The organism is Micromonospora sp. CB01531 (assembly GCF_001905095.1).
Lineage (GTDB): Bacteria > Actinomycetota > Actinomycetes > Mycobacteriales > Micromonosporaceae > Micromonospora.
Window position 1 is genome coordinate 70,889 of the sequence record NZ_LWLS01000059.1, and the last position, 14,785, is coordinate 85,673.

General features: G+C 74.9%; 15 protein-coding genes. 3 read left to right on the forward strand and 12 right to left on the reverse strand.

The genetic code is table 11. The features are described 5' to 3' along the window. Positions 1-292 precede the first annotated feature (292 nt). The 3 genes from A6A27_RS10750 (at position 293) to A6A27_RS10760 (ending at position 3,629) form a co-directional block, all read left to right on the forward strand. Positions 293-1,330, forward strand: coding sequence for an ECF subfamily RNA polymerase sigma factor, BldN family (locus A6A27_RS10750; RefSeq protein ID WP_073834426.1), 1,038 nt, complete (start codon positions 293-295; stop codon positions 1,328-1,330). Positions 1,331-1,608: 278 nt separating this feature from the next. Next, positions 1,609-2,478 carry a DUF5667 domain-containing protein gene (locus A6A27_RS10755; protein ID WP_073834495.1) on the forward strand — a complete coding sequence of 290 codons (870 nt, stop codon included), beginning with the start codon at positions 1,609-1,611 and terminating at the stop codon, positions 2,476-2,478. A 272-nt stretch (positions 2,479-2,750) separates the two neighbouring features. Then, positions 2,751-3,629, forward strand: coding sequence for an HAD family hydrolase (locus A6A27_RS10760; protein ID WP_073834427.1), 879 nt, complete (start codon positions 2,751-2,753; stop codon positions 3,627-3,629). A gap of 10 nt (positions 3,630-3,639) precedes the next feature. Here A6A27_RS10760 and A6A27_RS10765 read toward each other — a convergent pair whose 3' ends face one another. From A6A27_RS10765 to A6A27_RS10820, 12 genes are all read right to left on the reverse strand, one after another. Beyond that, on the reverse strand, positions 3,640-4,497 hold the full coding sequence (locus tag A6A27_RS10765; protein WP_073834496.1) for a lysophospholipid acyltransferase family protein: 858 nt from the start codon (positions 4,495-4,497) through the stop codon (positions 3,640-3,642). Positions 4,498-4,819: 322 nt separating this feature from the next. After that, entirely contained in the window at positions 4,820-5,890 is a 1,071-nt protein-coding gene (locus A6A27_RS10770; RefSeq protein ID WP_073834428.1) for an NAD-dependent epimerase/dehydratase family protein, read from the reverse strand. Between the two features lie 120 nt (positions 5,891-6,010). Further along, positions 6,011-6,112, reverse strand: a complete 102-nt coding sequence (locus A6A27_RS10775) for a 30S ribosomal protein bS22 (RefSeq protein ID WP_007465623.1) — start codon at positions 6,110-6,112, stop codon at positions 6,011-6,013. A gap of 221 nt (positions 6,113-6,333) precedes the next feature. Further along, the gene (locus A6A27_RS10780; RefSeq protein ID WP_073834429.1) at positions 6,334-6,543 is read right to left on the reverse strand and encodes a helix-turn-helix domain-containing protein; all 210 of its coding nucleotides are present in this window, start codon (positions 6,541-6,543) and stop codon (positions 6,334-6,336) included. 235 nt (positions 6,544-6,778) lie between these two features. Beyond that, entirely contained in the window at positions 6,779-7,963 is a 1,185-nt protein-coding gene (locus A6A27_RS10785) for an ABC transporter permease (RefSeq protein WP_073834430.1), read from the reverse strand. After that, positions 7,960-8,871: an ABC transporter ATP-binding protein gene (locus tag A6A27_RS10790; protein WP_073834431.1), complete on the reverse strand. Its 912-nt coding sequence runs from the start codon at positions 8,869-8,871 to the stop codon at positions 7,960-7,962. The genes A6A27_RS10785 and A6A27_RS10790 overlap by 4 nt, the downstream gene beginning before the upstream one ends. After that, entirely contained in the window at positions 8,868-10,253 is a 1,386-nt protein-coding gene (locus A6A27_RS10795) for an efflux RND transporter periplasmic adaptor subunit (RefSeq protein ID WP_073834432.1), read from the reverse strand. The genes A6A27_RS10790 and A6A27_RS10795 overlap by 4 nt, the downstream gene beginning before the upstream one ends. Positions 10,254-10,294: 41 nt before the next feature. Then, positions 10,295-11,635: a hypothetical protein gene (locus tag A6A27_RS10800; protein ID WP_073834433.1), complete on the reverse strand. Its 1,341-nt coding sequence runs from the start codon at positions 11,633-11,635 to the stop codon at positions 10,295-10,297. Between the two features lie 358 nt (positions 11,636-11,993). Beyond that, positions 11,994-12,329 carry a YrdB family protein gene (locus A6A27_RS10805; RefSeq protein WP_073834434.1) on the reverse strand — a complete coding sequence of 112 codons (336 nt, stop codon included), beginning with the start codon at positions 12,327-12,329 and terminating at the stop codon, positions 11,994-11,996. Then, positions 12,329-12,895, reverse strand: coding sequence for a TetR/AcrR family transcriptional regulator (locus A6A27_RS10810; RefSeq protein ID WP_073834435.1), 567 nt, complete (start codon positions 12,893-12,895; stop codon positions 12,329-12,331). The genes A6A27_RS10805 and A6A27_RS10810 overlap by 1 nt, the downstream gene beginning before the upstream one ends. Then, positions 12,888-13,679: an alpha/beta fold hydrolase gene (locus A6A27_RS10815; protein ID WP_073834436.1), complete on the reverse strand. Its 792-nt coding sequence runs from the start codon at positions 13,677-13,679 to the stop codon at positions 12,888-12,890. The genes A6A27_RS10810 and A6A27_RS10815 overlap by 8 nt, the downstream gene beginning before the upstream one ends. Positions 13,680-13,783: 104 nt before the next feature. After that, entirely contained in the window at positions 13,784-14,704 is a 921-nt protein-coding gene (locus A6A27_RS10820; protein ID WP_073834437.1) for a proline dehydrogenase family protein, read from the reverse strand. Positions 14,705-14,785: the final 81 nt, after the last annotated feature.

Genomic DNA, 14,785 nt, shown 5'->3' on the forward strand with positions numbered 1-14,785 from the left:
CCATCGGTGCGACACGAGCGGAAATACTTCCGCCCTGTGTAACGGACTTGCCACGCGTGGGTGACGTTGGCCCTATCATCACTCGGGTCGGCTCACCCGATTTGCCGTGAGTCGACACCCCTCAGCCCGAGGAGGCCCCCGTGCCTGTGAGCGCATTGGACCAGCACCTCAAGGGGATCTGCCGCCCGTCGGCACGTCCCGGGACGGCCCTGCCCGGCCGGGGCGTACCCGGTCCCGCCGCGACGCCGCGGCGGCCGGTGCGGCCGTGCCCCGCCTGGATCGGGGAGGCGCGGTGACCACCTTCGGCTACGCGGAACGGCCGACCGGGGTGACCGGCCCGACCCAGCGGATCCCGGTCAACGAGCGGCTGGAGCCCGACGACGCCCGGTCGCCGCGCGGCGTCCGGCGCGCCGAGCTGGAGTTGTCACAGGCCCCGCGCACCGCGTCCGACGGATGGGGCCTCGCGGTGCGGGGCGAGGGGGCCCGGCGGGTCCGCAACCGCTCCCACCACAACGAGGCGCCGCCGCGCCCGGCGGTGCCCGGCGGCAACGCGAAGCCGGCCGCCAGCCGGCTCGGCGCCCCGTCCCGGCCGACCATGCCGGCGCAGGGCCGGCGCCCGGGCGACGGCCCGGCCACCGCCGACCCGTCGGCCGGGGAGACCGCCATCCTGCCGGCGGTGCCGGCCGCCGACACCGCGGTGCTGCCCGCGGTGCCCGCCACCGCGGCCCCGGCCACCGGCTACCCGAGCCGCCCCGACCCGTCCGACCCGGCCACCGAGGTCTGGGCTTTGGTCGAGCGGGCGCAGGCCGGCGAGGCCGAGGCGTTCGGCCTGATCTACGACCGGTACGTCGACACGGTCTTCCGCTTCGTCTACTTCCGGGTCGGCAACCGCCAGCTCGCCGAGGACCTCACCTCGGACACGTTCCTCCGCGCGCTCAAGCGGATCGGCAGCTTCACCTGGCAGGGGCGCGACCTCGGCGCCTGGCTGGTCACCATCGCCCGCAACCTGGTCGCCGACCACTTCAAGTCCGGCCGCTACCGGCTGGAGGTCACCACCGGGGACGTGCTCGACGCCGACCGGGAGGACCGGGGGCCGGAGGGCAGCCCGGAGGCCGCGGTCGTCGAGCACATCACCAACGTCGCGCTGCTCAGCGCGGTGAAGCAGCTCAACCCGGAGCAGCAGGAGTGCATCGTGCTCCGCTTCCTCCAGGGCTTCTCGGTGGCCGAGACCGCCCGGGCCATGGGCAAGAACGAGGGCGCCATCAAGGCGTTGCAGTACCGGGCGGTGCGCGCCCTGGCCCGGCTGCTGCCCGACGGCTTCCAGCCCTGATCCACACCGCTCCCCCGCTCCGGCGGGACCGCCTCGCCGCGGGCTCCGCTACCCGTGACGACGATCACGCTTTGTGATTTCGCCACCGGCCGCCCCGTAACCGCCGACCGGCGCGGTCCGTTTCTCCGGGTGCGACCAGTGGTTGTCCGGCGTCCCCCGGGCCACCCGGTCCGGTGCGCACGGTCGGCCGTCCGGGCCAGCCGTCAGCGTTCGCTGCCACCGGTCGCTGGTGACGACGACGGCCGTCCGGCCGTGACCAGTGAGAGGGGGTGCCTGCGGTGGACAGCAACCTCTTCTCCCGCCGGCGGGCCGAGCGTTTCGCGCAGCTCCTCGACGAGGCCAACGGCGGCCGGCGGCACCACGTCCGTTCCCGGGCCGACGACGAACTCGCCCCACTCGTCGCGGTGGGCCAGCGGCTCGCCACCGACCGGCCGGCCGTGGCGGTCGACCCGGACTTCCGCGCCGGGCTGCGCGCGATGCTCGTCGCCACCGTCGAGCGGGAGGGCGTGGGCACCCCGGCGCAGGCCGCGACCGCCACGGGAAGCACCGGCGCCCGCGGCTCCCTGCTGCCGGCGGCGACCGGCCGGCGGGTCCGCGCCCGCGGGGCCATCCTGGTCGGCGTGGCCGCCGGGGCGGTCGCCCTCTCGGGCATCTCCTTCGCCAGCGAGAACGCGCTGCCCGGCGACGCCCTCTACGGCATGAAGCGCTCGACCGAGCGCGCTCAGCTCGCCCTGACCAGCTCGGACATCAGCCGCGGACAGCTCTTCCTCGACTTCGCCCGGACCCGGCTCGACGAGGCGGCCACCGTCCACGGTGACCGGTTCGGCTTCGGCACCGTCCTGGACGACATGGACGCCGACACCCGGCAGGGCATCCGCCTGCTGACCACAGTGGCCGCGCAACGCTCCGACCCGGCCCCGCTGGACGCGATCGACGCGTTCCTGACCGGCCAGCGGCACGCGGTCAGTGGCCTGCTCGACCGGGTGGATCACACCTACCAGGACCGCACCCGCCGGTCGCTCGCCCTGCTCGACGTGGTGGGCCGGCGCGCTGACGGGCTCCGCGCGGCGATCGCCTGCGGGCTACCGGCACCGGCCGCCAGCGACGCGCTGGGCCCCGCCCCGGTCAGCTGCCCCGGCGACCGCTGACCGCCGGCCGCCGGGCCGGCGCGGCGGCGGCAACCGTTCGCGCCGCCGCACCGAGCCGTTCGCTCCTCCGCGGAGCCGTCTCGCGCCTACCGCAGCGAGCCGACCGCGCCACCGCGCTGAGCCGACCGCGCCGCGCTGCGCCGTCCGCGCTCCCGTGTGGAGGCCGGAGCCGCTCGCGCCACACTTCGCCAAGCGAACACCCGGCCGTTCCAGCGCGCCGGATAGGCTCGCCGGGGAACACGTTCGCGGTCGCCGACGGGAGGGAGGTCGCCATGGCCCGGACCCGGAAGGTGACGATCAGCACCGACGTCCACGGCCACACCGCCGGCTGGTCGGAGACCCGGGGGGCGCCCCCGGCCACCCCGACGTCCGACCCCACCGCCGCCGCCTTCTTCGACGTGGACAACACGATGATGCAGGGCGCGTCGATCTACTGGTTCGCCCGGGGGCTGGCCGCCCGGAAGTACTTCACCACCGGTGACCTGGCCCGGTTCGCCTGGCAGCAGGCGAAGTTCCGGCTGCTCGCCACCGAACACGCCGGGGACATGTCCCAGGCGAAGGAGGCGGCGCTCGCCTTCGTCCAAGGCTGGCGGGTCGACGACGTGGAACGGCTCGCCGAGGAGATCTTCGACGAGCTGATGGCCCCGCGGATCTGGGCCGGCACCCGCCGGCTGGCCCAGCGGCACCTCGACGCCGGTGAGCGGGTGTGGCTGGTCAGTGCCGCCCCGGTGGAGATCGGCCGGGTGATCGCGGCCCGGCTCGGGCTGACCGGGGCGATCGGCACGGTCGCCGAGGTGGTCGACGGGGCGTACACGGGCCGCCTGGTCGGCGACCTCATGCACGGTCCGGCCAAGGCCGAGGCGATCACGCAACTCGCCGGGGTCGAGGGGCTGGACCTGGACCGCTGTACCGCCTACAGCGACTCCGCCAACGACCTGCCGATGCTGTCCGTCGTGGGGCACCCGGTGGCGGTCAACCCGGACCCGGCGCTGCTGCGGCAGGCCCGCCAGCGTGGTTGGGCCGTCCGCGACTTCCGCACCGGGCGCCGGGCAGTCAAGATCGCCGTACCGTCGACGGCCGCCGCCGGGCTGGTCGCCGGCGCGGTCACGGCCGGCCTGGCGCTGCACCGCCGCCGCCACCGCGCCGGCTGAACCCGCCAGCTCAGGGACCGAACGGATCGGGGCGGCGTTCGAGCAGCTTGTGCAGGGTCTGCTGGATGGTCTCCCGCACCTGGTCGGCGAGGTTGAACACGACCAGCGGGTCGTCGGCCGACTCGCGCAGGTGCGCGGTGGGGATGGGCGGGCAGAACTCGATCAGCCACTTGCTCGGCAGCGGCAGCATGCCCAGCGGACCCAGCCAGGGGAAGGTCGGGGTCACCGGGAAGTACGGCAGCTTGAGCAGCCGGGCGAGCGGCTTGATGTCGGCGAGCATCGGGTAGATCTCCTCGCCGCCGACGATCGCCACCGGCACGATCGGCGTGCCGGTACGCAGCGCCGCCGAGACGAAGCCGCCCCGGCCGAACCGTTGCAGCTTGTAGCGGTCGGCGTAGAGCTTGCCGACCCCCTTGAAGCCCTCCGGAAAGACGCCGACCAACTCGCCGTTGCCGAGCAGCCGTTCGGCGTCCGGGTTGCACGCCACCGTGCCGCCGGTCTTGCGGGCGATCTCGGAGACCACCGGCATCCGGAAGACCAGGTCGGCCCCGAGCAGCCGCAGGTAGCGGTGCGCCGGGTGCCGGTCGTGCAGAGCGGCGGACAGCACCAGCGCGTCCAGCGCCACCGTGCCGGAGTGGTTGCCGACCACCAGGCCGGCGCCGGCGTCCGGCACGTGCTCGACACCGCTGACCTCGGTGCGGAACCAGTCCCGATAGAGCACCCGCAGCAGCGGGTGGAAGACCGCGTCGGTCAGGTGCGGGTCGAAGCCGAACTCGTCCACCTCGTAGTCGCCGGAGAGCCGCCGCCGCAGGAAGGCGAGCCCCTTGGCGACCTTCCGGTCCCAGTGGTCCCCGGGCCGGTCCGCCACGGCCGGCCCCGGCCTCGCGACCGCCCCGGCCCCCTCGCCCGGCCCGGCGGCGGCCGGCTCGTCGGCGGAGGTGTCCGGCTCGTCCAGCGACGCCGGGTCGGTGGCGGCCGTCGTCGAGCGCCGGTGCCCGTTGCGCCGTGCGGGCTCCCCGTCCGGCCTCGGCACGGTCAGCGGTACGTCGTAGCGGGACTCGCCCCGCTCCTCGGCGCCGCTCACGCCGCGGCCTCGCTCTGCTCCGCGGCGGCGCGAGGCGCCGCGCTACTGAGCCTGGCGGTTTGCGCGCTCCGCTCGCTCAACGCGCTGAGCCTGATGGTTCGCTCGCTCATGACCGCTCCCGAACGGCGGACCGGACCTGCCGGATGCTCTCCAGCACCAACTCCTCGGCCGCGGCGAGCTGGGCCCGGGTCACCACGACGCCGCCGTGGTGCGCGCGGATGAAGTCGTCGAAGGCGGCAGCGGTCGAGCGGGGCGTGAAGCCGTACTCGCGCTCCAGGCGGCTGGTGTCCACCACCCGACCGTGCACGAAGAGGTCGACCTGGTCCAACCCGTACCGGCCGAAGCCCAGGCTGCGGGCGATCGCGGCAGCCCCGGAGAGGCCGGGCTCCAGCACCGGTACGGCCACCCGGCCGGCCCGCCGGATGGCCTGGGTGAGGGAGAGCACCCCCGGCCCGGCGACGTTGTAGGTCCCCGGGTGCTCCTCGGCGACCGACCGGTGCAGCACCTCCAGCGCGTCGTCGATGTGGACGAACTGGAGCCGCGGGTCCCGGCCGAAGACCGTGGGCACGACCGGCTGCGCGAAGTAACGGGTGAGGGTGGTGTCCGCGGTGGAGCCGATGAACGGCGCGAACCGCAGCACGGTCGCGGTGACGTCGGGCCGGCGGCGGCGGAACCCGCGGACGTACCCCTCGATGTCGAGGATGTCGCGGCCGAACCCGCCGCGCGGCACCTCACGCGGCTCGGTCTCCTCGGTGAAGACCGCCGGGTCGCGGAACGACGCGCCGTACGCGGCGGTCGACGACCGGACCACCAGCTTGCGCAGCCTGGGCGCCCGCTGGCAGGCGGCGAGCAGCTGCATGGTGCCGATGACGTTCTGTTCCTTCATCGCCGCCCGGCCGCCGTGCTGCGGGTCAGGGGCGGTGGCCAGCGCCAGGTGCACGACCGCGTCCACGTCGAGGTCGGCGAGGAGACCGCCGAGGGAGTCGAGGTCGAGACGGATCCGTTCGACGCCGTCGAGCAGGTCGGCGAACTCGGGGTTGGGGGTTGGGTCGACCCCGATCACGCGGTCGATGCGGGGGTCGGCGGCGAGGCGGGCGGCCACGTGCGCGCCGAGGTAGCGGCCGACCCCGGTCACGACGACGGCCCCCGGAGCACCCGAGGTGCCACCGGGGGTCATGTCGTGCGCCTTGCGCGGCAGGCGGGATCGAGCCGGGACATCCACGGCCTGATCACCTGAGCCTCCGAGGGTCGACAGTTGGCAAGTGCTGCCGAGCGCCGGGCCGGGGCCCGGCCCCGGTCACTTGCCGAGACGGCGACGCTGGACGCGGGTCTTGCGCAGCAGCTTGCGGTGCTTCTTCTTAGCCATGCGCTTGCGGCGCTTCTTGACCACCGAGCCCATACGACAGCCTTTCGATGCAACGTGCGGGGCGGACCGGGTGACACCACCGCGGGTGGCGTCGGTGACCGCTTGCGGACAATGGACCGGACCAGCGTGGTGGGCAGGGCACACCAGGGTGCGGTCACGGTCGGGGTCCAGGGTAGCCGGAGTGCGTCAGCAGGACCAACGCGCCCCCGTCGATGCCCGTTACGTCGCACTCGGCGGCACGGCCGGCGCCGCGGTCAGGCGCTCTCCTGGAACGCGCCGCGGAGGTACTCGTGCACCGCGTGCTCGGGCACCCGGAACGACCGGCCGACCCGGACCGCGGTCAGCTCACCGCTGTGCACGAGGCGATAGACCGTCATCTTGGACACCCGCATCACCGTCGCCACCTCGGCGACGGTCAGGAACCTGACATCCGACAGCCGACCGTCGGACTGCGACCCGGCCATGGCTCACCGACCAATCCCATGCCCGGCGCGTGCCGCCGGGCCGGTTGATCCGGCCGGGCGAGCGACGCGCGTGTTACCAGTACGGTAGCGGGACGGCTGTGACCGGCGCGATCCCTTCCTCCGTTTGATCATGGGCCGCTCGCCGTTTTACCGCCGCTGACCTGCCGTTTTCCGCCCGTACGGGTGTCACGTCCGGTTCCTGGCAGCCAGCCCCGCGGCCGGGACGCCGCACGCGTCACTCGGCCCGCAGCGCCACCACCGGATCCAGCCGGCCGGCCCGCTGGGCCGGGACCACCCCGAAGACGATGCCGACCGCCGCCGAGACCCCGAAGGCGAGCGCCAGCGACCACCAGGTGATCGCGGCCGGGATCGGCGAGACCGTGTCGACCAGGAGCGCGGTGCCCACGCCGAGCCCCATCCCGGTCAACCCACCGATGGAGGTGAGCAGCACCGCCTCCAGCAGGAACTGCACCCCGATGTCCCGGGGCCGGGCGCCGACCGCCTTGCGCAGGCCGATCTCGCGGGTCCGCTCGCGTACCGAGACGAGCATGATGTTGGAGACCCCGACGCCGCCGACCAGCAGCGAGATGCCGGCGATGGCGGCCAGTACGCCGGTCAGCACGCCGAGGATGTCGCCGAGCACGCCGAGGATCTGCTGCTGGGTCACGGCGCTGAACTCGGTGTCCGGGTGCCGGCGGGACAGCTCGGCGACGATCCGGTCGCCGAGTTGGTCGATCCGCTCCCGGTCGGGGGCCTTGACCGCGATGCCGTCGACCCGCTGGGTGCCCCAGAGCCGCTGCGCGGCGGTCACCGGGATGTGCACCTCGTCGTCCCGGTCCACCCCGAGGCTCTGGCCGAGCGGGGTGAAGACGCCGATCACCCGGAACCGGACCCCGGCCAGGGCGATCTGCTGGCCGAGCGGGTCCCGGTCAGGGAAGAGCGCGCGGGCCACCGACGCCCCCAGCACCGCGACCCGGCGGCTGGTGTCCACGTCGGCGCCGGTGAGGTAGCGGCCCCGGGCCAGCGAGCGGGTGAAGACGGTCGGGGTGGTCTCCAGCACGCCCTGCACAGTGGTGAAGTCGGAGCGGGCGCCGGCTCGGGCGGTCGCGCCGGAGGCGATGGTGACGGCCACCCGTCCCGGGTCGCCCACCACCCGGGAGACCGCGTCCACGTCCTTGAGGGTCAGCGGCGAGACCACCGGGGCGGTGCCGACGTCGAGCTTGCCGGGGACCACCAGGAGCAGATTCGAGCCGAGCCCCTCCACCTGCTGTTCGACCTTCTGCTTGGTGCCGGTGCCGATGGCCACGAGCAGCACCACCGACGCGACGCCGATGATCACCCCGAGCATGGTCAGCGCGCTGCGCATCCGGTTGGCCCGCAGCGCGTCCAGCGCCACCCGCCACGCCTCGGCGAGCCTCACGACCCGCCCCCAGCCTGGGGTTCGTCGCCGCCGACGCCCTCGGCGGTACGGCCCGAGGGCGGGCGGGAAAGGCGTCCGGTGGCTCCGGCGGCGCCACCGGAGCCACCGGACGGGTGCCCCGGGCCGCTTCCGGACACGGACCGGGGCTCCGCGCTGGGAGCGCCATCCAGTGTCGCAGGTCGACCGACGGCACCGGACAGCGGTCGATCATGAATGGCGTCCGACCGCACCCGGCCGTCGCGTACGGCGATCTGCCGGCGGGCCCGGGCGGCCACCTCCTGGTCGTGGGTCACCATCACCAGAGCCACCCCGGACTCGGCGTTCAACCGTTCGAGCAGCTCCAGCACCGCCTCCCCGGTGGCGCTGTCCAGGTTGCCGGTGGGCTCGTCGGCGAGCAGCACCGCCGGGTCGGTGACCAGGGCGCGGGCGATCGCCACCCGCTGCTGCTCACCGCCCGAGAGCTGGCTGGGCCGGTGGTGCAGCCGGTGCCCGAGCCCGACCCGGCCGAGCGTCGCCGCGGCGCGGTCGCGCCGTTGCCGCGCCCCGATCCCCCGATAGACCAGGGGCAGCGCCACGTTGTCCACCGCGGACGTCCGGGGCAGCAGGTGGAACGCCTGGAAGACGAAGCCGATGGTCTCGTTGCGCAGCGTGGCCAGCTCGGGCGCGGAGAGCGTGGCGACGTCCCGGCCGCCGATCACCAGCCGGCCGTCGGTGGGCCGGTCCAGCCCGCCGAGCAGGTGCATCAGCGTCGACTTGCGCGAGCCGGACGGCCCGACCACCGCCACGTACTCGCCGGAGTCGATGGTGAACGACACCCCGCGCAGCGCGGGCACGGAGACCCCGTCGAGCTGGTACGTCCTGGACACGTCGACCGCCTCGATGGCCGGCACCCCGACGGGCAGGGTCATTTCAGTTCCTGGCCGTCGCGGACCTGGTCGGTCCCGCGTACCACGATCCGGTCGCCGGCCTGCACCCCACGGACAATCTGCACCAGATCCGGCCCCTGCACGCCGACGGTCACCGGCACCCGGTCGGCCCGGCCGTCCCGCAGCACCCAGACCGCGTCCCGGCCGTCGGCGGAGAAGACCGCCGAGGCGGGTACGGCCACCGCGTCGGCGGCCTCGCGGACCCGGAGGTGCACCACGGCGTTCATGCCGGGGCGGGGCGTGGGCGCCGACTCGCCCTCGCCGAGCCGCCCGACGCCGAGGCCGAGGCGGACCCGGTAGGTGACGCCGCCGCGGGCTGAGCTGGTGGGGAGCACATCCACCGATCGGACGGTGGCGTCGTACGTCGCCCCGGTGACCGCGTCCAGCTCCACCGCGGCGGTGAGACCGGCCCGGACCAGCAGCACGTCGGTCTCGTCGACCTCGGCGAGCAGGCCGAGCTGCCCGGTGTCCACGATGGTGAGGACCGGCGTGCCGGCGGTGACCCGGCCGCCCGCCGGCACCGCGTCGTCCACGCCCGCCGGCGGGCCGCCCTGCCCGGCGGACCCGAACGCCGACGGGTCGATCCCCGCCGCGCCGCCTCCGGCCGCCCCGAGCAGGCCGGTGAGGTCGGTCGGGGCCGCCGTCCGGGTGCCGCCCGGCTGCACCACCCCGGCGATCGGGGCACGCAGCGTCAACGCGTCGACGGTCGCCTTCGCCAGGTCGTACGCCTGCTGGGCCTGGAGGCGCTGCGCGGTCGACAGGGCGCCGACGGCGCTGTTCAGCCCAGCCATCCCGCGCTGCACGGCGGCGACCGCCCGGTCGGCGGCGCGGGCGGCCGACTCGTACTGCCGCTGGGCGGACTCGACCTGAAGCAGCAGCGCGGACCGCAGCTGCGGATCGCCGATCTTCCCGGCCGCCCGGCGCGCGGCGTCGAACGCCTCGGCGGCGGCGCGGTCGGTGCCGCGCCGGCTGCCGCCCAGGTCACCGACGCCCACGCCCCGGCCGGCCTGCTTCGCCGCGCGCAGCGCCGCGCGGGCCTGCCGGAGCCGGTCCTGCGCGGACGGCGAGTCGATCACGGCGAGCACCTGGCCGCGGCGGACCCGCTGCCCGGGTTGGACGCGCAGGCTGGCCAGGGTGCCGTCGGCGGGCGCGGTGAGCGTGGCGGCGGCCCGGGCGGTCACGGTGGCCGGCGCGTCGATCACCTCGGCGACCGGGGACCGACCCACCTGGGCCACCGCGATCGGGGAGTTGTCGTCGCCGCACGAGGCGGCGGTGGTGCCGGTCAGGACGACGACGGCGAGCAGGGCGGTGACGAGGCGGGGGCGGGTGGCCGCGGGCAGCCGCGGCGGGTCGGGGCGGGCCACCGGCCCATGCTACGAGCCGACGTCGACCGTCGACCCGCCGCTCAACCCGCCACGGCGCGGACGTAGGCGACGCAGTCGTCGTGCAGGGCGGACCACCGCTCACCGAACACCTGGTCCGCGGCGTCGCCCAGGGAGCGGTGCTCGTGCACCACCGCCCGGAAGAAGTCGAGCACCCGCTGCTCTCCGTACCGGTCGACCAGGTGGCGTACGGCCAGGTAGCCGACGCCGTAGCTGCCGCCGACCCGGTCGTCGGCCGCGTCGTCGGCGGGGGCCAGCGAATCGAGCCGGCCGTTCCACCCACCGTGGACGAGCGTGCGCACCTCGGCCAGGCCCTCGTAGCGGCCCACCGGCTGGCCGTCCGCACCCGCGTACTCGGCCAGCCCCTCCACCAGCCACCAGCGGGACCGGTCGGAGTAGCCGTGGTCGGGCAGGGACGCGGCGTGGGTCAACTCGTGCCGGAGCAGGTCGTCGACCCCGGCCGAGGTGAGGCTCTGCGCGTTCAGCACGACGTCCTGGTGTCCACCGCCGACGCCGACCGCGTACCCGGCGGTCCACTTCGGGCGGCCACCGCCGTACCAGCGCTGCCACTCCGCCCGGCCGGCGTAGAAGACCAGATAGCGGTCCGGTGTGGTGCCGGTGACCGCGTACCGGTCGGCGACCGTCGCGGCGGCCTCGGCCTGGGCGAGCAGCCCGGGAAGCTTGGCCCGCAGCGCCGGCGTGGTGGCGACGACGGTCCGCTTCCCGACCGCCACGGCCAGGTCACTCACCTCCCAGGGCCGGGCACCGGCGGGCTTCGCCCGGGACTCCTCGACGGCGAGCAGTCGGGGCTCCTCCCCGACCAACTGCCACCGGGTGCCGATCTCCACGGTGCTCGGGGTGCAGCCGGGCACCACGAAGCAGTAGCGGACCGTCACCGCCAGCCGCCACTCCCCCGGTCGGCCCTCGACCGCCGCCGGCACCCCGTCCGCCGCCGGCTGCCACACGGTGACCCGCAGCGCGTGCAGCGCGGCGTACCGGCGGCTGAGGTCGGGGCGGGCGGCCGGCTCGGCGACGGCGAGGAAGCCCGTCCGGTCGCCGCCGAGCAGCGCGCTCGCCTGGCGGTCGAGCTGCGCCGTCATCCGCATGCCGAGCTGCCGCGCCGCCGCCGCGGCCGGATCGTCGTCCCGGCCCGCCGCCGGCCGCCCGGCCGCATCCCCCACCAGCCCCAGCAGGAGTACGCCCGGAACACCGCACGCCACCAGGGCGAGCACCAGCGCCAGCGCGGTCCAGAGCGGCCAGCCCCGACGACGACGCGGCGCGCCACCGCTCGCCACGACGGCCGGGTCGGGCTGGTCGCCGCCGCTCGCCGCCGGGCCCGAGCCCTGCTCGTCACCGTCGGTCACCGGCGAAGGGTACGACCAATCGGGCGATCCGGCCAGAGGCCCGTGCGTCGGCAAGGTTCCGCCCCACTCCCGTCCGCCCGAACGAAGTGTCACCGGCACCTACGAACTTGATGTCGCAGACGATTCACCCGCGGCCGGAGTGACCGCGCCCGACGGACCCGCGCGTGAGTCGTTTTCGACATCAACTCTGTAGGCACCCGAAGGTGTCGTCCCGCTCCGCCGGGCATCCGCCGGCTCGGTCACGCCCCGCTCGGCGCGAGCCAGCCACCACGCGAGACCGCGGTGCGGGGCCGATGGTGCTGCCGGGCGCAGGGCCCGCCCGCGAGGCGCGCCGGCAGCGGGCAGCGTGCGGGCCGGCTCAGACCGGGTCGCCGGAGAACGTGAGCAGCGCCTTGTCCGCCGCCCAGAGGGCGACCAGCAGGGCCCCGGGTACCGGCCGCCCGGCCGACGCGAGCAGCAGCCCCCCGGTGCCGAAGCAGGCGGCCTGCACGGTGAGCTTGGCCGCCGCGGGGAGCGACACGGTGGCCTTCGGCGAGCAGAACAGGCCCCACACCACGGCAATCAGCAGCGGCGCGACGAGGCCGGCGAGCAGCCGGGTCGGCCAGCCGGCGTCACGGGTGAAGCCCCACCAGCCGGCGGCGACGAGCAGCGCCAACTCCAGCAGGAAGAGGAGTGCCAGCAGTGGTGCCTTCATCAGGACCGCCAGCCCCGGAACGCGGTGTCCAGCGCGGCCACCATCTGGTCGAAGGAGCGGTCGACGTCCCGGGGCAGGCCGAACCCACCGGCCGCCTCGAGGGTGATGAAGCCGTGCACCGCGGCCCGGAACATCCTGGTGGCGTCGACGGCCGCGTCGCCGGTGAGGTCGTACCCGCGCAGGATCGCGTAGATCGCGCCCACGGCCCGCTCGGCTGCGGCGACATGCTCGGGGTCGGCGGGATCCGGCGCCCGCTGGATGGCCGGGTAGCGGCCGGGGTGCCGGCGGGCGTACCCCCGGTACGCCGTGGCCACCGCGCGGAGCGCGTCGTCGCCGGCCCGGCCCGCGGCGGCGGCGGTCAGCTCGGTGGCGATCTCGGCGGTCGCCAGCACGGCCAGCTTCCGGTGCAGGTCGTCCACGCCCTTGACGTGCTTGTAGAGGCTGGGCAGCGCGACCCCGAGCCGGCCGGCGAGCGCGGCCAGGGTGAGCCGGTCGTAGCCGACCTCGTCGGCGAGCACGGCCGCTTCCCGGACCACGGCCGCCGGAGTGAGGCCGGCCCTAGGCACGGAACGTCACCGCCAGGAACTCGACCAGATCGGCGGCGGTGGCGTCGGGCTGGTCGGCATGCGGGTAGTGACCGGAGTCGGCGATCATGCGCGCCTCGGCGGTGGCGAACAGCCGCCGGGCGGCCCGTGCCTCGGTGCCCGGATCCGGGAAGTCCGGGTCCTTCGTACCCATCAGCACCAGCACCGGCTGCCACACGTCCCGGGCCCGCGCGGTCCAGTGCGGCTCGACCGACGCGATCACGCCGCGCACCGCGGCCATCCGGCCGCGCAGCTTGGCGACCAGTTCCTTCCGGTACGCGGCGTCGTCGTCCGGCCGCCCGCACGGGAAGAGCGTGCGGTGGAACATCCCGAACAGTCGGGGGCTGCGCAGGACGACCGCCTGCGCCAGGCGCATGACCGGGTTAGGGTTCGGCGGGGCGACGAAGGGGCTGACCTGCACGATGCCGTTGACCAGCTCGGGCGCGTCGGCAGCGGCGAAGACGACGGCCGCCGCGCTGGACGAGCTGCCGACCAGGGTGGCCGGGCCGCCGAGCGCCCGGACCACGGCGAGCAGGTCGGCGCCCACCTCCGCCGGGGCGTACGTGGGCCAGCGGGCGCTGGAGTCGCCGTGCCCCCGGACGTCGACCGAGGCCACCCGGTAGCCCGCAGCCACCAGCCGGGGCACCAGGTGCCGGAAGGCCGCCCGGTTCTCCCCCATACCGTGCGAGAGGACCACCAGCGGGCCCTCCCCGTGCACCTCGTACGCGATGGCTCCGCCGTCCCGCGGCACCTGGCTAACAGTCATAGCCAAGAAGCTAATACCATTAGCTTCTACCGTCAAGGGTGCCCAGGAACGAGGAACGGCCGGCGGGACAGGGGTCCCACCGGCCCGTTCCGCCGTCGGTCAGCTCACTTCTTCGAGATCAGTGCGCGCCCGAAGAACATCAGGTTGGCCGGGCGCTCGGCCAGCCGCCGCATCAGGTAGCCGTACCACTCGTCGCCATAGGGCACGTAGGTGCGCACCGTGTAGCCCTCACCGACGAGGCGGGCCTGCTCCTCGGGGCGGATGCCGAACAGCATCTGGAACTCGAAACGCTCCGGCTCGCGGTCGAACCAGCGGGCCCGGTCCGCGCCGATGGCGATCAGCCGCGGATCGTGGGTGGCCAGCATCGGGTAGCCGTCCCCGGACATCAGCACGTTCAGGCACCGCACGTACGACTTGTCCACCTCGCGGGCGGACTGGTAGGCCACCGACTCCGGCTCCTTGTACGCGCCCTTGCAGAGCCGCACCCGCGACCCCGCACCGGCCAGCTCCCGGCAGTCCGACTCGGTACGCCGCAGGTACGCCTGGAGCACCGCGCCGGTCGACGGGTAGTCCTTGCGCAGCTTGGCGAGGATCTCCAGAGTCGAGTCGGTGGTGGTGTGGTCCTCCATGTCCAGGGTGACCGTGGTGCCCGCCGCGTCGGCCGCCGCGCAGATCGCCCGCGCGTTGTCGTACGCGAGCTGCTCGTCGAACTTCTGCCCGAGGGCGGACAGCTTCACGCTCACCTCGGCCGCCGGGGTGAGCTCGGCGGCGGCGAGCAGCCGCAGCAGCTTGAGGTATTCGTCCCGGGTGGCGTTCGCCTGCTCGGGGGTGACGGTGTCCTCGCCGAGATAGTCGAGGGTGACCGCCTGGCCGTCGGTGACGAGTACGCGGGTCGCGCGCAGCGCGTCGTCGGTGCCGGCACCGGCGACGAACCGGCGGACGACGTCCCGGGTGAACGGGGCCGTCGCAACGAGCCGCTCGACCTGGGATGACCGGGAGGCGGCGAGGATGACGGAACGGAGCATGAGCTGAGCGTAACGCCCGCTCGCCGACCCCCGCCCGGGGCCGGCCACCTACGTCACGCTCCGTCCCGGCCAGGGGAAACG